22 protein-coding genes are annotated in these 21103 nt (G+C 71.8%); 11 read left to right on the plus strand and 11 right to left on the minus strand.

Annotation, left to right across the window (positions count from 1 at the left end):
- Positions 1 to 73: 73 nt before the first annotated feature.
- From VFC33_12360 to VFC33_12380, 5 genes are all read right to left on the minus strand, one after another.
- Positions 74 to 448: a hypothetical protein gene (locus VFC33_12360; GenBank protein HZR14029.1), complete on the minus strand. Its 375-nt coding sequence runs from the start codon at positions 446 to 448 to the stop codon at positions 74 to 76.
- Complete coding sequence (gene fliS, locus VFC33_12365; protein ID HZR14030.1) at positions 445 to 849, minus strand: flagellar export chaperone FliS; 405 nt, start codon at positions 847 to 849, stop codon at positions 445 to 447. Before fliS ends, VFC33_12360 begins: the two co-directional genes overlap by 4 nt.
- A 47-nt stretch (positions 850 to 896) precedes the next feature.
- The gene (gene fliD / locus VFC33_12370; protein ID HZR14031.1) at positions 897 to 3377 is read right to left on the minus strand and encodes a flagellar filament capping protein FliD; all 2481 of its coding nucleotides are present in this window, start codon (positions 3375 to 3377) and stop codon (positions 897 to 899) included.
- A gap of 147 nt (positions 3378 to 3524) precedes the next feature.
- Positions 3525 to 4694, minus strand: coding sequence for a flagellin (locus VFC33_12375; GenBank protein ID HZR14032.1), 1170 nt, complete (start codon positions 4692 to 4694; stop codon positions 3525 to 3527).
- A 137-nt stretch (positions 4695 to 4831) separates the two neighbouring features.
- Positions 4832 to 5821, minus strand: coding sequence for a FliA/WhiG family RNA polymerase sigma factor (locus VFC33_12380; GenBank protein ID HZR14033.1), 990 nt, complete (start codon positions 5819 to 5821; stop codon positions 4832 to 4834).
- Positions 5822 to 6066: 245 nt separating this feature from the next.
- On the opposite strand from VFC33_12380, the gene VFC33_12385 reads away from it, so the two are divergent.
- The 6 genes from VFC33_12385 (at position 6067) to csrA (ending at position 10688) form a co-directional block, all read left to right on the plus strand.
- Positions 6067 to 6711 carry a response regulator transcription factor gene (locus tag VFC33_12385; protein ID HZR14034.1) on the plus strand — a complete coding sequence of 215 codons (645 nt, stop codon included), beginning with the start codon at positions 6067 to 6069 and terminating at the stop codon, positions 6709 to 6711.
- A 132-nt stretch (positions 6712 to 6843) separates the two neighbouring features.
- Positions 6844 to 7329 carry a flagellar export chaperone FlgN gene (gene flgN, locus VFC33_12390; protein HZR14035.1) on the plus strand — a complete coding sequence of 162 codons (486 nt, stop codon included), beginning with the start codon at positions 6844 to 6846 and terminating at the stop codon, positions 7327 to 7329.
- On the plus strand, positions 7330 to 9021 hold the full coding sequence (gene flgK, locus VFC33_12395) for a flagellar hook-associated protein FlgK (protein ID HZR14036.1): 1692 nt from the start codon (positions 7330 to 7332) through the stop codon (positions 9019 to 9021).
- A 16-nt stretch (positions 9022 to 9037) separates the two neighbouring features.
- Entirely contained in the window at positions 9038 to 9928 is an 891-nt protein-coding gene (gene flgL, locus VFC33_12400; GenBank protein ID HZR14037.1) for a flagellar hook-associated protein FlgL, read from the plus strand.
- A gap of 5 nt (positions 9929 to 9933) precedes the next feature.
- On the plus strand, positions 9934 to 10347 hold the full coding sequence (locus tag VFC33_12405) for a flagellar assembly protein FliW (protein HZR14038.1): 414 nt from the start codon (positions 9934 to 9936) through the stop codon (positions 10345 to 10347).
- A gap of 101 nt (positions 10348 to 10448) precedes the next feature.
- A complete protein-coding gene (gene csrA / locus VFC33_12410) occupies positions 10449 to 10688 on the plus strand; it encodes a carbon storage regulator CsrA (protein ID HZR14039.1) in 240 nt (79 codons plus the stop codon).
- 5 nt (positions 10689 to 10693) lie between these two features.
- Here the strand turns inward: csrA and ald are convergent, their stop codons facing one another.
- Positions 10694 to 11821 (minus strand): alanine dehydrogenase, encoded by a 1128-nt coding sequence (gene ald / locus VFC33_12415; protein ID HZR14040.1) that lies wholly within the window; start codon positions 11819 to 11821, stop codon positions 10694 to 10696.
- 135 nt (positions 11822 to 11956) lie between these two features.
- On the opposite strand from ald, the gene VFC33_12420 reads away from it, so the two are divergent.
- Positions 11957 to 12805 (plus strand): LLM class flavin-dependent oxidoreductase, encoded by an 849-nt coding sequence (locus tag VFC33_12420; protein HZR14041.1) that lies wholly within the window; start codon positions 11957 to 11959, stop codon positions 12803 to 12805.
- Here VFC33_12420 and VFC33_12425 read toward each other — a convergent pair.
- From VFC33_12425 to bioA, 3 genes are read right to left on the minus strand one after another with little or no spacing between them, the layout of a single operon-like run.
- Positions 12768 to 13436, minus strand: a complete 669-nt coding sequence (locus VFC33_12425) for a dethiobiotin synthase (GenBank protein ID HZR14042.1) — start codon at positions 13434 to 13436, stop codon at positions 12768 to 12770. The genes VFC33_12420 and VFC33_12425 overlap by 38 nt on opposite strands.
- A complete protein-coding gene (locus tag VFC33_12430) occupies positions 13433 to 14545 on the minus strand; it encodes an 8-amino-7-oxononanoate synthase (GenBank protein ID HZR14043.1) in 1113 nt (370 codons plus the stop codon). The genes VFC33_12425 and VFC33_12430 overlap by 4 nt, the downstream gene beginning before the upstream one ends.
- Entirely contained in the window at positions 14542 to 15837 is a 1296-nt protein-coding gene (bioA, locus tag VFC33_12435) for an adenosylmethionine--8-amino-7-oxononanoate transaminase (protein HZR14044.1), read from the minus strand. The genes VFC33_12430 and bioA overlap by 4 nt, the downstream gene beginning before the upstream one ends.
- A 26-nt stretch (positions 15838 to 15863) precedes the next feature.
- Here bioA and VFC33_12440 point away from each other — a divergent pair, with 26 nt between their 5' ends.
- Positions 15864 to 16631: an SDR family oxidoreductase gene (locus VFC33_12440; GenBank protein HZR14045.1), complete on the plus strand. Its 768-nt coding sequence runs from the start codon at positions 15864 to 15866 to the stop codon at positions 16629 to 16631.
- 1 nt (position 16632) lies between these two features.
- Entirely contained in the window at positions 16633 to 17439 is an 807-nt protein-coding gene (locus VFC33_12445; protein ID HZR14046.1) for a hypothetical protein, read from the plus strand.
- 73 nt (positions 17440 to 17512) lie between these two features.
- Here the strand turns inward: VFC33_12445 and VFC33_12450 are convergent, their stop codons facing one another.
- Positions 17513 to 18277, minus strand: a complete 765-nt coding sequence (locus VFC33_12450; protein ID HZR14047.1) for an SDR family NAD(P)-dependent oxidoreductase — start codon at positions 18275 to 18277, stop codon at positions 17513 to 17515.
- A 23-nt stretch (positions 18278 to 18300) separates the two neighbouring features.
- Here VFC33_12450 and VFC33_12455 point away from each other — a divergent pair, with 23 nt between their 5' ends.
- Both VFC33_12455 and VFC33_12460 read left to right on the plus strand, forming a co-directional pair.
- A complete protein-coding gene (locus tag VFC33_12455) occupies positions 18301 to 19503 on the plus strand; it encodes a lipid-transfer protein (protein HZR14048.1) in 1203 nt (400 codons plus the stop codon).
- Positions 19500 to 19910, plus strand: coding sequence for a Zn-ribbon domain-containing OB-fold protein (locus VFC33_12460; protein HZR14049.1), 411 nt, complete (start codon positions 19500 to 19502; stop codon positions 19908 to 19910). Before VFC33_12455 ends, VFC33_12460 begins: the two co-directional genes overlap by 4 nt.
- Here the strand turns inward: VFC33_12460 and VFC33_12465 are convergent.
- Entirely contained in the window at positions 19907 to 21046 is a 1140-nt protein-coding gene (locus VFC33_12465; protein ID HZR14050.1) for a phosphotransferase, read from the minus strand. The genes VFC33_12460 and VFC33_12465 overlap by 4 nt on opposite strands.
- Positions 21047 to 21103 lie beyond the last annotated feature (57 nt).

Genomic DNA, 21103 nt, shown 5'->3' on the forward strand with positions numbered 1-21103 from the left:
CGAGACAGGTCGGCGCGCGCGGCGCCCCTGTCTCATCGGCACCGGGGCGGTCGACCTGAGCGGCGAGCCCTTATCAGCCGCGCTGGTCGAGCAGGCGGGGGCGGGGGGCGTCGTGCACGGACGGGAACCCGCGCCGGTGCGACGACACCGAGCGCAGCCGGTCGAACACCTCGTCGCGGCGCTCCGCGAGCAGCGCCTCCACCTCGGCGCCCGCGTCGAGCACGGCCTGGGCGCGCGCCCGGAGCGCCGGGGGCACCGGACCGATCCCCGCGTGGGGGACGAACCGGACGAGCTCGGCCGGCATCGGCACGGTGTCGCCGGTCTGCAGCGCCTGCAGGTACGCCGCGGAGCGCGCGTCGAGATCCGCGCCCGCGAGCTCACGGCACGCGGCGATGCGCGCCTCGTACTCGTCGAGCAGCTCGGCCCACGCGTCGTGCTCTGCGGTCATGCCACCGATCCCAGTGCCGGTCCTGTGCCCGTCGCGTCACGGGCGGCCTGCTTCCACGCGTCCCGCAACGGCTCGACGATCGCGATGCACGTCTCGATGCGGCGACGGTCCTTCTTCACGTTCGCGGTCACGAGCTGGGCGAGCACGAACGAGTACAGGTCGTGGAGGTTGCGCGCGCCGGGCCACGCGTTGGTGTCCAGCGCGGCCTGGAGCTGCTCGACGACGCGCTGGGCGTGCGTCAGCTCGCGGTTCGCCGTCTCGATCGCGCCCTCGTCCACGGCCTTCGCGCCGCGGTGGAGGTCCATCCAGAGACGGTCGTACAGCGCGACGACGATCCGCGCGGGTGACATCACCTCGACGGAGTCGGCGACGTAGCGCTGTCTCAAGTTCGATGTGGTCATGGTGCACTCCGTTGCGTTGGAGCCGCGCGTTCCATCGTGCGGCCTGACTAACCCGAGCTCGATGACGAAGACGACGACGACGAGGACGACGACGTCGTCGCGACGCCGAGCTGCTGCGCGAGCCAGCTCTGCTGCGCGTGCAACTGGCCCATGACGCTGTCGAGGTCGGCGAACTGCTGCTGCAGCTGCTGCTGGTAGTTGTTGATCTGCGTCTGCATGTTCGAGATCTGCTGCGTCATGTCGTCGATCGTGGCCTGGATGCTGTTGTGCTCGACGGTGAACGCACCGCTGAGCGCGTCGGTCGCGTTTGCGCCGACCGACACCAGGCGTGCGGCGATGCCCGGCGTGTACGTGACGTTCCCGAGATCGCCCGTGCTCGTCCCCGTCACCTGCACCGTGAAGCCGGGAATGACGTCGTCGCCCGCGTCCACCGTGAGGAACTGACCCGAGCCGAGCGACGTGCGACCGTCGATCGTGCCCTGCACGTCCGAGCCGTAGAAGCCCTGCCACGAGCCCGACGTGGTCGTGAGGCCCGTCTGGCCCGCGCCGGCGTTCGACTCGCGGACCTGGAAGCTCGTCGCCGACCCGTAGCTCCCGGCGCGCACGACGAGCGCACCGTTCTCGACGTCGACCGTGAGTCCCTTCACGTTGTTGGTCGTGAGCGCGTTGGTGAGCCCGGCTGCGATCGAGTTGAGCGACTCGCCTGCCGAGGCGTTGTACGTCGACGTGACGCCGTTGAACAGGATGTCGATCGTGTCCGCGTTCGTGATCGAGCCGACGACCGCGCCGGTCGCGGTCGCCTGGGTCGCGGCGTGCGTCACGTTGACGTCGTAGGTGCCGGCGCTGTCGCGGTCGCCCGCGCGCTGGAACGTCACCGCGCTGTTCGCGGCCGTCCCCGACTGCACGAACAGGTTCATCACCTGCGTCGGGTTCGCCTGGTACGCAGCGAGGAAGGCGTTCTGGTCGAACGTGACGTTGCCGTTCTTGTCGATCTGCAGACCCGCGAGCCCACCGCTGCTGAGCGAGCTCGTGCTCACCGCGCCGGTGATCGCCTGGACCAGCCGATCGGCCTGGAGCTGCACGGTGAGGTCACCGAGCAGCGGCGCGGCGGTCTGCGTCGTCGGGTCGTACGCGGTCTGCTTCTGCACCTCCTGGAGCGCGTCGTTCGCCGCGGTCGCGAGGTTGCCGACGAGTGTCGCGATGCTCTGCCCGTCGTTCGCCACGTTCACGGTGACCGGTGACGCCGACGTCGACACGAGGTTCAGCGTGAGGCCCGGCACCATGTTGGCGATCGTGTTGGTGTGCGACGTCACCTGGTACGCGCCCGGCCCGGAGCCGACCGTGATCTGCGAGTCCGCGCCCTGGGTCAGCGTCAGCATCGAGCCCAGTCCGGTGAACGCGCTCGCGTCGACGTCGACGTCCGAGTTCACGCCCGTCGTGGTCGACGCGAGCTGCAGCCGGTAGGCACTCGGCCCGACCTGCACGGCGGTCGCGCTGATCCCGGCGTTCGCGGAGTTGATCGCGCTGACCACGCCGGCGAGCGACCCGTCCGTGATCGCGACCTGCGTGGCGTTCACGGTCCCGGTGCGCAGACCGCCCGACAGCGTGGCGGTGATCGAGCCCGTCGGCGCGGCGAGCGTGACGGTCGCGCCCGCCTCGGCGTCGGTCACGGTCGTCGCGGTGCCGTCCACCGTGACGATCCCGTCGGTTCCCGTCACCGCGGACGCGTCCGTCGCGAGGCCGAGCGCCGCCTGCGCGGTCCCACCGGTCACCTGGATGGACGCGCTACTGCCCTCGCGCGTCGTCGCGAGCACGAGCTTGCCGTTGCCGTCGACCGAGGCGGTGAGCGCACCGTTGGACGCGCTCTGCACTGCGGCGGCGAGCTGGCTCTGCGTGTAGGTGCCGGCCGCGAGCGTGAGCGTCTGGGGGGCGCCGTTGATCGAGACCTGGAGCTGGTCGTTGACGCCGGCGGTGATGGTCGTGCTCGCGGCGAGCGCGCTGTCGCCCGCGCCGGGCGTGCGCGTCGCCGCTGCGGACGCCTGCGTGACGACGATCGTGTGCGCGCCGGCCGGGAGCGTGCTGCTCGACGCGAACGTGCCGAGCCCGTACTGGTTGCCGCCCTGGGCGAGCAGGATCGGCCCGTTCGCGATGACGGTCGACGTCGACGCGACCGTGTTCTGCGAGCGCAGGGCCGCGGCGGCGGCGAGACGATCGACGGTGAAGGTGACCGAGCCGGTCAGCGCGCTCGACGACGCGCTCGCGGTGACGGCACCGGGGTTCGACGAGGTCGCCGTGAACACCTGCCACGCCGACGCGCGCGAGAGCGCGAGCGCGGCGTTCTGGACGGCGGAGAACTTGGAGGAGATGGAGTCGACCGCGGCCTGCTGGGCCTGCTGGGCCTGCATGCGGGCCTGCAGCTGCTGCATGGGGATGCTCTGCACCTGCACCAGCTGCTGGATCATCGAGTTGACGTCGAGGCCGCCCCCGATGCCGAGGCCCGGTAGCGAGATCCCGCTGATCGACGACACCCGCCCTCCTACTCCTGGTCGCGCTCGCTGTTCGGCGGGACACCCGCCTCACGGCCGCTCGCCGCTCCGTTGGTGTTGCAGTCTTCGTTGCGGTTCGGGGCGGGGATCGCTCCCCGCCCCGAACCACGTGTCACTGGTCCCTTGTCACTAGCCCTGCAGGAGCGAGAGCACCGACTGCGGGATCTTGTTGGCCTGACCCAGCATTGCCGTACCGGCCTGCATGAGGATCTGGTCCTTGGTGAAGTTGGTCATCTCGAGCGCCATGTCCGTGTCGCGGATCTGCGAGTTGGACGCCGACAGGTTCTCGGTCGCCACCTGGAGGCTGGCCACCGAGCTCTCGAGACGGTTCTGCTTCGCACCCAGCTGGCCACGAAGGCTCGACACGTTCGAGATCGCCACGTCGACCGACGAGATGAACTGCTCCGCGTTGTTCGTGTTCAGCACGTCGCCCGCGACGTCGGCGAGGCCGGAGCCGTCCGACTTCGAGAGCGCGCCGATCGAGACCGAGATCGTCTCGTTGGCGTTCGCACCGATCTGGAACACGCCACCCTGACCGCTGACGTTCGCCGAAGCGGTCACCTGGCTGAAGCCGTTCGCAGCCGCGGTGTCCGATGCGATCGACACCGAGCTGCTGGTGCTCGCCGTCGTGCGGGTGACGTCCACGCGGTACGCACCGCTGCCGAGCGTCGTGACGCTGACCGTCACCGCGCTCGTCTGCGCGCTGAACGCGGACACCAGCGCCGCCTGGTACGACGCGCCCGTGGCGTACGACGCCGCCGCGAGCGTGACCGTGAAGCTCGCCGTGCCGTCGATGGCGACGGTGAGGGTCGCGGTGTCGTTGTTGGCGATGCTGCCCGAGGCGACGAACGTGCTGTGCACGTCGGCGGCCTGGTTGCCGTAGGTGCCGTCGAGGAGGGCCTGCGTGCCGAACTTGGTCTGGCCGGCGACGCGGCTGATCTCCGCCTTCAGCTCGACGATCTCGTTGTTCGCGGCAGCGCGAGCGTTGTCGTCGTTCGAGCCGTTGGCCGCCTGCACGGCGAGGTCACGCATGCGCTGGAGCATGACGTTGACCTGGTTGAGTGCACCCTCAGCCGTCTGGACGACGCTGATGCCGTCCTGGGCGTTGCGGGTCGCCTGCTGCAGACCACTGATCTGCGCCGAGAGGCCCTCGCTGATGACGAGGCCGGCGGCGTCGTCGGCGGCCCGGTTGATCCGGTAGCCCGACGACAGCTTCTCGAGGCTCTTGCCCATCGCGCTCTCGGTGTTCGAGAGGTTGCGGTAGGCGTTGAGCGCCATGATGTTGTCGTTGATGCGCATGAGTGGAATCCTCCGTGATCCGTGCGCTGCTTCCCGTCCGTGGAAGCCCTGATCCGCCGAGTCGTCCGGCGGCAGGGTCTCATCGGACGACGGCCTCGCTCCTGAAGCGTTTCGGCCGAACTTCCGTCGTTCCTGAGTCAGCTCGCCTTGCGGATCTCGGGCTCGTCGACGTGCGCGGTGTACGCCCGCGCGGCGATCTTCTCGTGCACCGACGCCGGCGCCGCGTCGAGGCGGGCGCGGTAGCTCGACCCCTCGGCGACCTGCGCGTAGTACGCGGCCTTCCGCTTCGCGACGCGGCCGTTGGGACGGGGCTCCGGCTCGAGCGCCTCGGGCTCGAGGTGCGCGTTCATCCCGTCCTTCAACAGCGCGAGCGCCTCGGCCCGCAGCTGCGAGACCCGCGACTCGGAGACGCCGAGCTCGTCGGCGAGCTCCTGCATGGAGCACTCCTCGAAGAAGTAGCCCACGACCACCCGGCGCAGGCGCTCGGGCAGCGCGCTGACCGCGTCGGTCAGGTACGCGCGGCGCTCACGCTCGAGGATCGCGTCCTCCGGGTTCTCGCCCTCGTCCACGAGGAAGAGCTCGGAGGTCCCCTCGAGCACGAGCGACTCGTAGTTCAGGACGGTGGCGCGGTGGACGTCGTCGACGAGCTTCTGGGCGGTCGGCGCGTCGATCCCCATCTCCTCGGCGACCTCGGCCGGCGTGGGCGTGCGCCCCAGCTTGTTCGTGAGGTCCGTCGTCGCCGTCTGCATGCGACGGGCCCGGGCCCGCACCGAACGGCTCGCCCAGTCCCGGCCCCGCAGCTCGTCGAGGAGCGCGCCCCGGATGCGGGTCGAGGCGAAGCGCTCGAAGGCGATGCCGCGGTCGGGGTCGAAGCTGCGCGCCGCCTGGGCCAGTCCGAGCATGCCCGCGGAGACGAGGTCGCTGCGGCTGACGTAGCTCGGGATCCGGTGGGCGATCTCGGAGACCGCGTACTGGATCAGGGGGAGGTGCTCGCGCACGAGCGCCTCCTCGTCGATCCCCCGGGCGAGGCGCTCGGCCCGCGCGTCGCGCGGAGCGCGGTCGGCGGTGGTGGACTGGGACTGCTGGGTACCACGTGAGGTCTGCACGATGTGTGAGATCGGTCCCACGCAGCGTGGTTCTCGATCGACCGGGCGGATGATTCCGCTGGTCGGGTCTCATCCCTGGGGATGACGCGCCCGGCGGCCGGCGACCCGTCGGCCCAGGTCAGCGCCTCGCGCGGTGCGCGGTCGGCCGGGATGATCCCCGGGTGGAGATGCGGCATTCACGTACGGATTCCGTACGTCAGTGCCGCATGTCGCGCGCGAGAAGCGTCCGCGGGGGCCGCGGGCGGCGGACACTACGATTCGCCGCGATGCCCAGCGAGCGCGAGCACCGCGCCGTCGTCGCGGACGACGTGGCGCTGCTGCGCCTCGGCATCGCCGCGGTCCTCGAGCCGCTCGGCTTCGACATCGTCGCCGAGAGCTCGCTCGGGCGGCCCGTCCCGAAGCTCGCCGAGGACGGGGCCGTCGACCTCGTCGTCCTCGGCGCAGTCGCCGACCTGCCCCTGGCCGAGATCGTGAAGCGCTGCAAGCAGGTGCCCGAGCCGCCGCTCGTGCTCGTCCTCGTCCCGCGGACGCATCGCGACGAGCTCGGCGCGCTCCTCAGCTACGACGCCAACGGGCTGGTCGTGCGCAACCTCCCCACCGAGGAGCTCGCGCTGTCGGTCGAGCGGGTGATGAAGGGCGAGCGCGTCGTCGCGCCCGCCCTCCTGTCCACGCTCGTCGGCGCGATGGGGCCCGTGAACGACGAGGCGGTCGACGAGTCGTCGCTGACGGTCCGCGAGCGCGAGGTCCTCGCGTTGCTCGCCGAGGGCCAGTCGAACCGTGAGATCGCGTCGTCGCTCTACGTCTCGCTCCCGACGGTGAAGACCCACCTCGCGCACATCTACGCCAAGCTCGGCGCCAAGAACCGCAACGAGGCGCTCGGGCGGGCCGTCGCGCTCGGGCTCCTCGGCTAGCCCCCTATCGCTTTGTGAAGCGTGACCGCGCCTCGGTGGGCGGTCACCCTTCACAAGAAGCGGAACTCCTTCACCCCGGCGCCTTCCCGCCGATGGGACGCATGTGACAGGACGGCCGTCCGGGAGTCGCCGATGAGCCTCAGCGACGTCTCCAACATCCTCTGGCGCGAGCGCCAGCTTCTCGAGCTGCTCCTGTTCAAGCTCGAGGAGGAGCAGATGATCCTCGCCGGCGGGCGCACCCGCTGGCTCCCTCACGCGACCCGAGAGGTCGAGACGGTGCTCGGCGAGCTCAAGCGGCTCGAGCTCGACCGCGCGCTCGCGCTCGACTCGGCGTCCGCGGAGCTCGGCTTGACGGAGGCGCCGACCCTCAAGCGCCTCGCGCAGCTTGTCACCGGCCCGTGGCGGCGGATCTTCGAGGACCACCGCGCCGCGCTCCTCGAGCTCGCGCAGGAGATCGACACGCTCGCGCAGACGAACCGCGACCTCCTCGGCCGTGGCCACCAGGCGACGCGCGAGGCACTGCGCGTGCTCGGCGACGCGACACCCGACACGTACTCCGCGGACGGCGTCGCGACCGCGCACACCGTCAACCTCGGCCTCGTCAACGAGGCGATGTAGGTGTCGGACTTCGGCGCGCTGCGCATCGCGCTCTCGGCGCTGTACGCCGCGCAGAAGGGCCTCGACGTCACCGGCCACAACCTCGCCAACGTCAACACCGACGGCTATTCGCGCCAGACGGTCACCACCGTCGCGAACGCCGGGCCGCTGACGCCCGCCCTGTTCTCGAAGTGGAACGACGGTGGCCAGGGCGTGACCGTCGAAGACGTGCAGCGCTCACGCGACGTCTTCCTCGAGGCGCGCAGCTATCTCGAGCACGGCGCCGACTCGAGCCTGAAGACGGTGCAGACGACGCTGTCGAACCTCGAGCAGATGTACGGCGAGCCGAGCGACACCGGCATCCAGCAGACGCTCGCCGACTTCTGGGGCGGGTGGCAGGACGTCGCCAACAACCCGGGCGACCAGTCGGCGCGCACGCAGCTCATCCAGCTCGGTGGCGCGCTCACGACGATGTTCAACAGCGACGCGTCGACCATCGCGCAGCAACGCAACGACGCGATCGAGCAGCTCGGCACGACCGTCAACGAGATCAACACGATGGCCGCGAACATCGCCCAGCTGAACGGTGCGATCCAGAACGCGCAGGTCGCCGGTCTCCAGACGACCGACCTCCAGGACCAGCGCGACCTGCTCATCAGCAAGCTGTCCGACGACATCGGCGTGACCGCGCGCCCGAACGCGAACGGGATGGTCGACGTGTACGTCGACGGCGGGCCGCTCGTGCGCGGCACCGAGGCGCAGACGTTGGCCGTCGACTCCAGCGGGCCCACCGTCGCGGTGCGCTGGACCAAGGACAACTACCCCGCGAACTCCTCCGCCGGTCAGGTCGGCGGGCTGCTCACGAGCATCAACGACATCCTCCCGCGCTACGCGACCTCACTCGACAACCTCGCGACGCAGCTTCGCGACCAGGTCAACCAGGTCCACGGCGCGATCGGCGGGACGATCGCGGCCGGGAACCAGGACCTGTCGTCGGCCGGCACCCTGCAGTTCAACCTCTCGGTCAACGGGACCGCGCTCCCGGCCGTGAGCGTGACCGGCGCGGACTGGTCGGGCGCGGGCGGTGCCGCCGCGCTGCAGACCGCGTTGCAGTCCGCCCTGGACACCGCGACCGGCACGCCCGGTCAGGTCGTCGCGACGGTGACGGGCGGCGCGGGCAGTCCGCTGAAGGTCTCGCTCGCGGCGGCGAACCCCACCGACCAGGTCACCGTCTCGGCCGTCTCCGGCAACAACGGGTTCACCACACTGCTCGGCGACACGCTCGTCGGTCTCGACGGCGTCGGCGGACGGCCGTTCTTCAGCGGCACGAACGCGTCCACGCTCGCCGTCGCGCCCGGCGTGATCGCGGATCCGGGGACGATCGCGGCCGCGGTCGCGAGCAACGGTCCGCTCGACGGGCAGGGCGCGCTCTCGATCGGCGCGCTGTCGGCCTCGACGACGGGCGCGGACTCGACGTACCGGTCGATGATCGTCCAGCTCGGCGTCGAAGCGCAGTCCGCGAACCGTCAGGTGTCGATCCAGGACGAGGTGACGTCGCAGGTCGATTCCAACCGGGAGTCTCAGGCCGGCGTGAATCTGGACGAGGAGATGGTGTCGCTGCTCCAGTACCAGCACGCGTACTCGGCCGCGGCGCGTTACATGACGGTCGTCGACCAGACGCTCGACACGCTCATCAACCACACGGGCGCGTAGGCCGCAGAGAAGACAGATGGCTGTTTCGGACTTCAGGATCACGCAGCGCACCCTCAGCTCCGAGGTGATGTCGAACCTGCAGCGCAGCCTCGGCAAGCTGCAGCAGATCCAGGAGCAGATGTCGTCGGGCAAGGTGCTCAACCGCCCGTCCGATTCGCCCACCGCGGCCGTGTCGTCACTCGCGTTCCGGTCGCAGCTCACGCGCTCGCAGCAGTACCAGCGCAACATCTCCGATGGGATCGGGTGGCTCGGCATCGCCGACAGCACGTTGCAGTCCGTCGTGTCGAGCATGCAGCGCGTCCGTCAGCTCGCGGTGAACGGCACCGACGGCGCGATGTCGTCGCAGGACCGCAGCGCGCTCGCCGAGGAGGTCGACCAGCTCCGCGCCGGGCTCGTGACGCTCGCCAACACGACCTACCAGAACCGGCCGCTGTTCGGCGGGAACACGACGAGCGCGACGGCCTACGACGCCAACGGCGTGTACCAGGGCGACTCGGGCGGTGTGACGCGCACGATCGCGCCCGGTGTCCAGCTCGACGTGAACGTGACGGGCGGCGCGGTGTTCGGCAGTGGTGCGAGCGGCCTGTTCGGGACGCTCCAGCAGCTCTCGGACGACTTGCGCACGAACCCCGCCAACCTCCAGGGCGACCTGACCGCGATCGACGGTCACATGACGACCATCCTGAGCGCCCTCGGTGACGTAGGCGCTCGCTACCGTCGTCTCGAGACGACCAAGAACTCGCTGGACACGAACGTCACCGGGTTGCAGCAGAGCCTGTCCGAGGTCGAGGACGTCGACCTCCCGCAGGTCATCATGCAGCTGCAGACCCAGCAGGTGGCGTACCAGGCGGCCCTCGCGGCCACGAGCAAGGTGATCCAGCCTTCGCTCGTCGACTTCCTGAAGTAGGGGACATGACGACGCTGGACGAGACGAGGACGGCCGCACCCCAGCTGCACTTCGCGGCGGGCATCCCCGCGTTCCCGGACGCGCGCCGCTTCGAGCTGCGGTCGTGGGGCGACCCCGACGGTCCGTTCAGCGTCATGCAGTCGCTCGACGACGCCGACCTCGCGTTCGTCGTCACCCACCCCGGCTGGTTCTTCCCCGACTTCCAGATCGACATCGACGACGACACCGCGGACCGGCTCGGTCTGCGCGAGCCGACGGATGCGCTCGTGCTCGTCATCGTCACGGTCCGCGAGCGCGCACAGGACGCGACCGCGAACCTGCTCGGCCCGATCGTCGTGAACCGTCACACGAACGAGGCGATGCAGGTCGTCCTGCACAACTCGAGCTACGACGTGCGGACGCCGCTCGCGTCGAATTGACGCGCGTCTCGCCGCGTCGCGCGTCGAGACGAGGCATCACACGGCACGTGTCGCGCGCGGCCCTATGCTCGTGCGAGGAGCCGCGATCATGGAGGACGCCGGTGCTCGTGCTCACCCGACGCGCGAACCAGAGCATCATGATCGGCCACGACATCGTGGTCACGGTGCTCGAGGTGCGCGGCGACCAGGTTCGTCTGGGCATCCGCGCGCCCCGTTCCGTCGACGTGCACCGTGAAGAGGTGTTCGCCGCGCTGCAGGCCGCGAACCGCTCGGCCGCTTCACCGCCGAAGGAAGCGCTCGAGTCCCTCGGCGAGCTGCGCCCCAAGCGGCCGAAGGAGTAGCGCGCTCACCACGCGTCGGCGAGCGGCGTCGCGCGGCGGCCGAGCGCGTCCGCGACCGCCGCGTTCGTCACGTTGCCGTCGACGGTGTTGACGCCCGACGCGAGCGCGGGCTCGTCATCGAGCGCGCCGACGACGCCACGGGTGGCGAGCGCGACTGCGTAGGGCAGTGTGGCGTTCGTGAGCGCGAACGTCGACGTCCGCGGCACCGCGCCGGGGATGTTGCCGACGGCGTAGTGCAGCACGCCGTGCGCCTCGTAGACGGGCTGCGCGTGCGTCGTCTCCCGACTCGTCGCGACGCAGCCACCCTGGTCGATCGCGCAGTCGACGACGACCGATCCCGCGCGCATGTCCGCGACCGTCTCCTCGTCGACGACGACGGGCGCGCGGCCGCCCGGCACGAGCACCGCGCCGATCACGAGATCGGCGTCGACGACCGCGCGCTTCACGGACGCCGCATTGCTGTGGAGCGTCATGATCCGACCGCGGTGGATCTGGTCGACCCAGCGCAGTCGGTCGAGGTCACGGTCGAGGAGCAGCACCTCCGCCTCCATGCCCTGCGCGATCCACGCCGAGTTCCAACCGACGGTGCCCGCTCCGAGCACGACGACACGCGCCGGTCGCACGCCGGGCGCGCCGCCGAGCAGCACGCCGCGCCCGCCCTGCTGCCGCTCGAGGAAGTGCGCGCCCACCTGCGGCGCCATGCGTCCCGCGATCTCGCTCATCGGGGCGAGCAGGGGGAGCGCGCCCGACGGCTCCTGCACCGTCTCGTACGCGATGCCGACCACACGGTCTGCGAGCAGCGCGTCGGCGACGTCCGGGTACGCGGCGAGATGCAGGTACGTGAACAGCACCAGCCCCGGGCGGAGGTGGGCGAGCTCGCCCGGCTGCGGTTCCTTGACCTTGAGAACCAGCTGGGCGCGCTCCCAGACCTCCGCCGCGCTCTGCGCGAGCGATGCGCCCGCGCGGCGGTACTCGTCGTCGTCGAAGGCGGAGTCGTGGCCCGCGCCCCGCTCGACGACGACCGGCACGCCATGGCGCGCGAGCTCGTGCGCGCCGTCGGGGGTCAGCGCGACCCGGTGCTCGCCGTCCTTCACCTCCCGCGGCACCCCCACCCTCAATGGGGTGACATGCATACGCTCATCTTGGTCGACTCGGGGTGCGCGGAGGCGTGACACGCGCGTGAGCGAGCGGAGCGAGCGAACACGCGGAGCGAGCGGAGCGGATGGAGCGAGCGCAGCGAGCGGAAGTAGCGGAGTGGGAGCGGAGCAATGGACATAGGGATTGGGTTACCGACGACGATCGACGGTGTCGACGCGGCGACGGTTCTGGAGTGGGCCCGGCGCGCGGAGGGCGCCGGGTTCTCGTCGCTCGGCACGATCGACCGGCTCGTGTACGGGAACTGGGAGTCGCTCGTCGCGCTCAGCGCGGCCGCGGCCGTCACGGAGCGGATCAAGCTGATGACGTCGATCCTGCTCACGCCGTTGCGGCCGAACGCGGCGATGCTCGCCAAGCAGACCGCGACGATCGACCGGCTGAGCGGCGGCCGCCTCGTCCTCGGGCTCGCGGTCGGCGGGCGCGCCGACGACTACGAGGCGAGCGGGGTCGACATCACGCGGCGCGGTCGCGTCTTCGACGCGCAGCTCGCGGAGCTGCGCGCGGTCTGGTCGGGTGAGCGTGGCATCGGCCCGTCACCGGCGCGCGCCGGCGGGCCCGAGGTGATCATCGGCGGGACGAGCGATGCGGCCGTGCGTCGCGTCGTCGACCACGCGTCGGGGTGGATCGCAGGTGGCGGCGGTGTCGACGCGTTCGCGGCGACCGCCACGCGTGTGCGCGACGCGTGGGCCGAGGCCGGACGCGACGGTCGGCCGCGCCTGCTCGCGCTCGGCTACTACTCCCTCGGGCCTGCTGCGCGCACCAACGCCGATGCGTACATCCAGCACTACTACGGGTTCCTCGGCCCGGTGGCCGAGCAGATCGCCCAGGGTGTCCTCGTGAGCGACGCGCAGGTCCGCGACGAGCTCGCCGCGTTCGAGTCGGCGGGCTGCGACGAGGTCGTCCTGTTCCCGAGCTCGCCGGACGTCAGCCAGGTCGACCTGCTCGCCGCTGCGCGCGGGTGACGAGCGCGTCGGCGAGCGCGTCGGGCGCGGTCACCACGTCGAGGCGGGCACGCTCGGCCAGCCACGACCGGTTCCGCTCGTGGAGCTCGTCCGCGGCGGTGTAGCGGTTCAGCGCGACGGTGACGGGCAGCGGCGCGAGCGCCTCGACGCACAGCCGTACGGCGTTGATCGTCCCGAGCTCGGCGTCCGCGACGAGCACGACGTGATCGACCTGGAGCGCGCGCGCGAGGTCGACGTTGTCGCCGTCGTCCGCGATGGGCGAGCGCGGGCCGCCCGCACCCTCGACGAGCACGACCCCAGGACGGCCCGGCCAGCGCGTCTCCTCGGCGAGCTCGGCCACGGTGAAGGACGGGCGCCCGAGCGCGTCCGCGGCCATCGGCGGCGCGAGCGGCACCGGGTACCAGCGGTGCGGCGGGCAGACGTCGTCCGGTCGCTCGCCCGTCGCGCGCGCGAGCACGTCGGCGTCCGTGTGCGCGTCGTTCGGCGCGAACGACTGCGCCGGCTTGCGAGCCGCGACGGCGACGCCCCGAGCGTGCAGCTCGGTCGCGAGTGCCGAGCCCCACCACGTCTTGCCGATCTCGGTTCCCGTGCCCGTCACGAAGACGAGCAGGTCGCAGTCGCGACCGCTCACGACAGCCCGAGCGCGTCGAGCGCGTGCACGAGGTCGCCGACCTGCGCGTCGGCGTGCGCCGCGGACAGCGCGACGCGCAGGCGCGACGTGCCCGGTGCGACGGTCGGCGGGCGGATCGCGGGCACGAGCAGGCCCCGCTCGAGCAACGCGGCCGACGCGGCGAGCGCGTCGCGCTCGTCGCCGCACAGGACCGGAACGATCGGCGACGGATGCCCGGGCCGAACGCGCTCGACGTGTGCGCGCAGGCGATCACGCAGCCGGGCGCCCTCGTCGGACCGCAGGACACCCAGTGCGGCGAGCGCGGCCGCGGTGTCGGCCGGCGTCGACGCCGTCGTGAAGATGTAGGGGCGGGCCCGGTTGACGACGAGGTCGACCAGCGAGCGAGGGCCGACCGCGAACCCTCCGAGCGCGCCGAGCGTCTTCGACAGCGTGCCGACCTGCACCGCGGCGACGCCGGACACGTCGACGTCGGGACCGAGCACCGCGTGGGCCTCGTCGAGGACGAGCAGCGCGTCGTGGCGCGCGCACACGTCCACGAGCTCGTCGACCGGCGCGACGTCGCCGTCCATCGAGAACACCGTGTCCGTGACCACCAGCGCGCGCTCCTCGTCGGCGCTCGCGAGGAGCGAGACGAGGTGGTCGAGGTCGCGGTGGCGGTAGACCGCGACGCGGGCACGACTCGCGCGGCACCCGTCGACGATCGAGGCGTGGTTCAGCTCGTCGCTGCACACGAGCACCCCCGGACCCGCGAACGTCGTCAGCACGCCGAGGTTGGCGGCGAACCCGGTCGGGAACAGCACGGCGCGCTCGGCCCCCTTCCAGGCCGCGAGCTCGTGCTCGAGCTGGGTGTGGACGGGACGCGATCCGACGATCAGGCGCGCCGCGCCCGAACCGGTGCCCCACCGGTCGAGCGCCGCGTGCGCGGCCGCGACGACGTCGGGATGCTGGGTGAGCCCGAGGTAGTCGTTCGACGCGAACGACACGACGGGCCGCCCGTCGGGCGCGAGCTTTCCCTCCGGACCGGCTGCGTCGAGATCGCGTGGGGCGCGCCACCGCCCGGCGTCGTGGATCGCGCGCGTCTCGTCACGCGCCCAGTCGAGCCACCTCACGACGCCGTCACCGTGACGATCGCCTCCGCGAGCGTGTCGACGAGCCGGTGCAGCTCCGGCGACGTGATCGTGAGCGGCGGCATCAGCACGACGACGTCGCCGAGCGGGCGCAGCAGCACACCGCGCTCGACCGATGCCGCGCACACCTTCCGGCCCCACCGCGCGGAGGAGTCCGGTGCCGCGAGCTCCACCCCGCCCATCAACCCGCGCAGCCTGACCTCGCGCACGGCGTCGAGCGACGCGATGCGGTCGTCGAGGAGCCCCCGCAGCTCATCGGAGCGCTCGCGCACGTTCGCGAGCACGTCGTACGCGTCGAGCAGCTCGAGATGGCGCAACGCGACCGCGGCCGCGAGCGCGTTCCCACCATAGGAGTGACCGTGGTAGAGCGTCCGCTCCGACAGGTCGGGCCCGAGGAACGCGTCGAACACTCGTCCCGACGCGACCGTGGCCGACATCGGGAGGTACCCGGCCGTCAGGCCCTTGCCGAGGCACATCAGGTCGGCTCGCAGCCCGCACTGCTCCGACGCGAAGAGCGTGCCGGTGCGCCCGAACCCGGTCGCGACCTCGTCGCAGATCAGCAGCACCTCGTGCTCGGCGCAGGCCCGCCCGAGGCGCGCGAGCCCGTCCGGGTCGGCCATCTGCATCCCGGCCGCGCCCTGCACGAGCGGCTCGACGATCACCGCCGCGAGCTCGCTCGCATGGTCGGCGACCATCGCGCACGCGGTCGTGAAGCACTCGGCGTCCGCGATCTCGGGCGCGCGCAGCACCGGGAACCGCAGCGGGTCGAACAGCTCCGTCCCGAAGCCGCCGGCCCCCACCGAGAGCGCGCCGATGGTGTCGCCGTGGTACGCGCCGCCGAAGGCGAGGAACCGGGTACGGCCTGCGTCGCCGCGGTTGTGGTGGAACTGGAACGCGATCTTGAGCGCCTGCTCCACCGCGCACGCGCCATCCGACGCGAAGAGGAAGTGCGGGTCGTCGACCGGCACGACGCGCGCGAGCGCCTCGGCGAGCTCGACCACGACGGTGTTGCCGTTCCCGAGCATCGTCGTGTGCGCGCCCCGGTCGAGCTGGGCCCGGATCGCGTCGTCGAGCTCGGGCACGCGGTGGCCGAGCGTCGTCACCCACAGCGACGAGATCGCGTCGAGATAGCGGCGGCCGTCGGTGTCGACGACCTCGTGTCCGTCTGCGTGGTCGACGACGACCGGCGCGTTGTCCGCGTACGCCGCCATCTGTGTGAACCCGTGCCAGACGACGGCCGCGTCGCGCCGCACCCACTCCTCGGACTGACCCACGGGTCCGCATAGTACGGTCGCCCGGCGTGGAGCTGCGGGGCGGCGTCGCCGTCGTCACCGGGGGTTCGAGCGGCATCGGACGCGCGACGGTCGCGCGGTTGCGCGACACCGGCGCGCGCGTCGCGGTGCTCGACCGCGTCGAAGCCGCCGACAGGGTCGATCTGTTCGTCCACTGCGACGTGGCCGACGAGCACGCCGTCGTGCAGGCGGTCGCCGACGTCGTCGCCGGTCTCGGGCCGCCCGACGTCGCGGTGCTCGCGGCCGGTGTGGGCGGGTCCTCGCCGGTGCTCCGCATGTCGACGGACGAGTGGGACCGCGTGTACGGCGTCAACGTGCGCGGCCTGTTCGTCTCGCTGCGCGAATGCGCGCGTGCGATGGTCGCGCACGGTCGGGCGGGCTCGATCGTCGCGGTGGGGTCCGTCTCGGGCGTGCTCAGCGACCGCTGGCTCGCGCACTACGCGTCGTCGAAGGCGGCTGTCCACCAGCTCGTGCGCGTCGCCGCGGCGGAGCTCGGTGCCCACGGCATCCGCGTGAACGCGGTCGCGCCCGGGACGACGGACACGCCGATGTTCGGCGCCACCGCCCGCCTTCCCGGGTTCCGCGAGAAGGTCGCCGAGCGGGCCGCGCTCGGTCGCGTCGGCTCGGCCGACGACGTCGCGCAGGCGATCGTCGCGATCGCGGCGCTCGACTGGGTCACGGGTCAGGTGGTGGCCGCGGACGGTGGTGTCGCGTTGCGCAGCCCGATCGACCCGGTCGAGTCGATGCCGCTCGAGCCGACGGACGCCGGGAGATGACATGACGATCGCGATGGACCGTGAGGAGCTGCTGCGCGCCGGTGACCTGAACCTGGTCGAGGTGCTCCGGCACTACGCACGCCATCACCCGGGTGGCGTCGTGCACGAGGAGGACGGCGTCGTGCTGTTCGCCGGGTCGCCCGTGTGGCCCGGCCCGTTCGACGACGGCGCGTTCGTGCTCGACCGTCGCACGGAGCCCGACCGTGTGCTGGCGCTCGCGGCCGAGTTCTTCGCGGGGCTGCGCCCCGCGTACTCGGTGTGGCTCGCGGACCATCACGATCCCGCGCTGGAGCGGGCCGCGCTCGATGCCGGGCTCGCGCCGCTCGGCGAGGGAGATCCGCAGATGGTGCTGCACGCGCGTCTCGCGGACGCGGTGCCGCCCGAGGGCGTCGAGCTGCGGCAGGTCGTCGACGACCGCACCCGCGAGGACTATCTGACGGTGTTGCGCGGGTCGTTCACCCCCGCGCAGGGCACGCCGCCCGAGGTGTTCGACGGGTACTTCGGAACCGTCGAGTCGTTGTGCGCGCCGCACGTGCGCACGGTCGTCGCGTACGAGCGCGGCCGACCGGTCGCCGGCGCGATGGTGATCATCAGCCACGGCGTCGCGGGCGTGCAGTACGTCGGGACGGTCGAGGGTGCGCGCGGCCGCGGGCACGGCGAGCTCGTCACGCGCTGGGTCGGCAACACCGGCTTCGACCTCGGCGCGCGCGTCGCCGCGCTCCAGGCGAGCGACATGGGCGAGCCCGTCTACCGCCGCATGGGCTACGAGACGGTCACGCGCTATCGATACGTGATGGGGTCGGGATAGCCCCTCGCGTCGCTGCGTTGGGACGGAAACGCGGCGTGGAGACGACAAAGTGTCCCAACGTCGGGAGCGATGGCTAGCCCGCGATCGTGCTGCCGCCGTCGACGACGACGGTCTGGCCGGTGACGTGCGACGCGTCCTCGGACAGGAGGAAGGCGGCGACGGACGCGATCTGCTCGGGCTGCGCGACCTTCTGCAACGGGATCCGCTTCTTCGCGCGCTCGATCGCCTCCGGCGTCGCGTGCACACCGCCCGTCATCGGCGTGTCGACCGCGCCGGGGCAGATGCAGTTGGCGCGCACGCCCTTCGGCCCGTACTGCGTGGCGACGAGTCGGGTCAGGGCATCGACACCGCCTTTGCTCGCGGTGTATCCCGCGCCGACACCGTTGCCGCGCACGGCCGCGACCGACGCGATCGTGACGAGCGCGCCGCGCTGCTCCACGAGGTGCGGCAGGCAGTGGCGGATGACGAGGAACGTCCCGACCAGGTTCACGCCGAGCACGGTCATGAACGCGTCGAGGTCGACGTTCGCGGCGGGCTGCCCGTCACCGGGATGGAAGATCCCCGCGCACGAGACCAGGCCCGACAGCCGGCCGATGTTGCGCGAGACGAGCATCAGCGCGCGCTCGACGTCGGACTCCTGGCTCACGTCGCCGGTGATCGGTACGCACCGGCGGCCACCCGCGGACGCCTCGCGTGCGGTTCGCAGTGCGCCTTCCGCGTCGCGGTCGAGGGCCGCGACCGCGGCTCCCTCGGCCGCCAGGCGGAGCGCCGTCGCCCGGCCGATCCCGCTCCCCGCGCCCGTCACGAGGACCACCCTGCCGTCGAAGCGCTCTGCCATCCCGGAATCGTAGGCTGCGGGTGGTGACCACGATCGTCGAGAACACCGCGTCGATCGCGGGCATCGGGCAGACGACGTTCGCGAAGGGTCTCGGGCGCAGCGAGCTCGACCTCGCGTGCGAGGCGGTCGTCGCCGCGTGCGACGACGCGGGCTTCCCGGTGGCGGACGTCGACGGCGTCGTCTCGTTCCACGTCGAACAGGTCGACGAGGTCGACCTGATGTACGCGCTCGGGTTCCGCAACCTCGCGTACTTCGCGCGCACGCCGTCGGGCGGTGGCGGTGTCGCGAGCACGGTCGGGCTCGCCGCGCTCGCGGTCGCGACGGGGACCGCGAACGCGGTCGTCGTGTTCCGCTCCCGCAACCGGACGAAGTCCGCCGCGTACGGCGCCGATCCCAACCAGGGCGGACGGCCGTGGGCCAAGGCCGGCGCGCGCCTGTTCGACGAGCGGCAGTGGCATCACCCGTTCGGCGTCGCCGCACCCGCGCAGGAGATGGCGCTGATCGCGCGCCGCCACATGCACGAGTTCGGCACGACGGCCGAGCAGTTCGGGATGCAGGCCGTCGCGCAACGCCGCCACGCGAGCACGAACCCGAACGCGATCATGCGCGCCCCGATCTCGCTCGACGACTGGCGCGCGTCGCGGATGATCGCCGATCCGATCCGGCTGTTCGACTGCTCGCTGGAGAACGACGGCGCGGTCGCGCTGCTCGTCACGTCGACCGAACACGCGCGTGATCTCCGGCAGCCGGTCGTGCGTGTGCTCGCGGCGGCGCACGGGGGCGGGCCGATCCACACGGAGCTCGCCGACTGGTTCCGGTTCACGGCGAGCTACGACGACCGCGACCACGGTGGCCGCCACGTCGCGCGTCAGCTGTTCGAGCGGGCGGAGGTCACGCCGGCGGACGTCGACGTCGCGATGGTCTTCGACCACTTCACGATGGCCGTGCCGCTGACGCTCGAGCAGTACGGGTTCTGTGCCCTCGGTGAGGGCGGGCCGTTCGTCGAGTCGGGCGCAACCTGCTGGCCCGACGGCGCGTTGCCCGTCAACACGCACGGAGGCTCGAACGGCGAGGCGTTCGTGCACGGCGTGAACCACCTGCCCGAGGCCGTCCGTCAGCTGCGCGGCACCGCGGTGAACCAGGTCGACGGGTGCGAGGTCGCGTTCGTGAACGGCTCGATCACCGATCCTGCCGGCGCCGTCCTCCTCGGGCGGGGTGCGTCGTGAGCGACGCGCCGTTCCCGCACCCTGCACCGAACGCGGACGTCGCGCCGTTCTGGGACTGGTGCCGGCGCGGCGAGCTGCGCATCCAGCGGTGCCGCGACTGCGGTGCGTACCGGCACCACCCGCGTCCGCGCTGCCCCGACTGCACGAGCGCGTCGTACGAATGGGCCCCGGTCAGCGGGCGCGGCGTCGTGTACAGCTACACGATCTGCCACCCGCCCGTCCTTCCCGCGTTCGCGGACCGCGTCCCCTACAACGCGGTTGTCGTCCAGCTCGACGAGGGGCCCTTCATGGTGAGCAACCTCGTCGACTGCGAGAACGACGACGTGACCGTCGGCATGCCCGTCGAGGTGCGGCTCGTCGCGGTCGATGACGACCTGACGCTCCCGCTGTTCGCGCCGATCCGTTAGAGCACGCCGAGCTCGCCGCCGAGGGCGAACGCGTCCTCGGCCATGTCGCGCAGTTGCGCGCACACGGCGAGGCGCCTCGTGATCACGTCGTCGAGAGCGACGCCGCGGACGGATGCGCCGCCGTCCTCTTCGCCGACCGCGAGCAGCAGCAGGTGCGAGAGCATCCACGTGTACTTCACGATCGCGCTCGCCGCGATCGCGAAGCGGACAAGGCGCTCGTCGCCGTCCCACCCGCGTTCGCGAAGCCCGAACAGGTACGCGCCGACGCACAGCTCGGCGAGCGCGGGCCCGTCCCCGGGGGCCACGTGGAAGTCCAGTTGCGCGTCCGGGATCAGGTTGCCGACGTCCTCGCCGAGCGCGCCGATCCCGGCATAGGCCCAGTCGATCACCACGACACGGCCGACCCCGTCGCGCCGCGTCGCGCCGAACAGGTTGTCCGGATGCAGGTCGAGATGGCACAGCGTCCGTGGCACGCGGTCGAGCGAGTCGAGCAGGGCGTTCCGCTCCCGCCACGCGCGCAGGAAGTCGTCGCGCAGCGCGACCGCGTCGCGGACGACAGCTGGTACGTCGCGCCAGCGTGCGTCGTCGACCAGGACGGCCCCATGCCGGTCGCGACGCTCGACGTAGGCACGCAGCCAGTCACGACTGAGCCATGGCTCGTCGGGCACCGAGCCCTCCGCGGCCAGCCGTCCCTGCATCCGGCCGAACGCGCGTGAGACGGCTGCGTAGCCGAGCAGCGGCCACTGCGCGCCGGGCAGGCCGAGGACGTCCTCGATCCACGTGGTGACCGACCCGTCGTCGTGTTCCGTGCAGAGCAGGCACCGCGGCGCGCGCAGCCCCGTGTGCTCCTCGTCGAGGACGCGTTCGAGGAACCCGGTGCAGTACGCGAGCGCCTCGCGCCGCCAGTACATCGGGTCGAGCTCGTCGCCGGACGTCCGCCAGTGCTCGCTCCCGCGCACGGAGTGCGTGACCGTCTTCGCGATCGCCGACCAGCCTTCGCCGCGCACGCGCCACAGCGCTGCGGTCGCGCCCGCGACACCGGCACCGAGCCGCTCCGCGCGCCAGTCGCCGTCGCCCCGCGCGCCGAGCACGGACGTGACGCGCGCGACGTCGTCGGCGGACGGCTCGGCGGTCACACACCCTTCATAGCCGCCCGGGCGCGCGGACCCGTGCGTCGCGTACCCTGACGTCCT

The sequence above is a fragment of the Acidimicrobiia bacterium genome (assembly GCA_035651955.1).
Classification (GTDB): Bacteria; Actinomycetota; Acidimicrobiia; order IMCC26256; family JAMXLJ01; genus JAMXLJ01.

Coding starts and splice junctions, on each gene's coding strand:
- VFC33_12360 (HZR14029.1), bottom strand. CDS start 448: ATGACCGCAGAGCACGACGCGTGGGCCGAGCTGCTCGACGAGTACGAG.
- fliS (HZR14030.1), bottom strand. CDS start 849: ATGACCACATCGAACTTGAGACAGCGCTACGTCGCCGACTCCGTCGAG.
- VFC33_12375 (HZR14032.1), bottom strand. CDS start 4,694: ATGCGCATCAACGACAACATCATGGCGCTCAACGCCTACCGCAACCTC.
- VFC33_12385 (HZR14034.1), top strand. CDS start 6,067: ATGCCCAGCGAGCGCGAGCACCGCGCCGTCGTCGCGGACGACGTGGCG.
- flgN (HZR14035.1), top strand. CDS start 6,844: ATGAGCCTCAGCGACGTCTCCAACATCCTCTGGCGCGAGCGCCAGCTT.
- flgL (HZR14037.1), top strand. CDS start 9,038: ATGGCTGTTTCGGACTTCAGGATCACGCAGCGCACCCTCAGCTCCGAG.
- VFC33_12405 (HZR14038.1), top strand. CDS start 9,934: ATGACGACGCTGGACGAGACGAGGACGGCCGCACCCCAGCTGCACTTC.
- ald (HZR14040.1), bottom strand. CDS start 11,821: ATGCATGTCACCCCATTGAGGGTGGGGGTGCCGCGGGAGGTGAAGGAC.
- VFC33_12420 (HZR14041.1), top strand. CDS start 11,957: ATGGACATAGGGATTGGGTTACCGACGACGATCGACGGTGTCGACGCG.
- VFC33_12445 (HZR14046.1), top strand. CDS start 16,633: ATGACGATCGCGATGGACCGTGAGGAGCTGCTGCGCGCCGGTGACCTG.
- VFC33_12450 (HZR14047.1), bottom strand. CDS start 18,277: ATGGCAGAGCGCTTCGACGGCAGGGTGGTCCTCGTGACGGGCGCGGGG.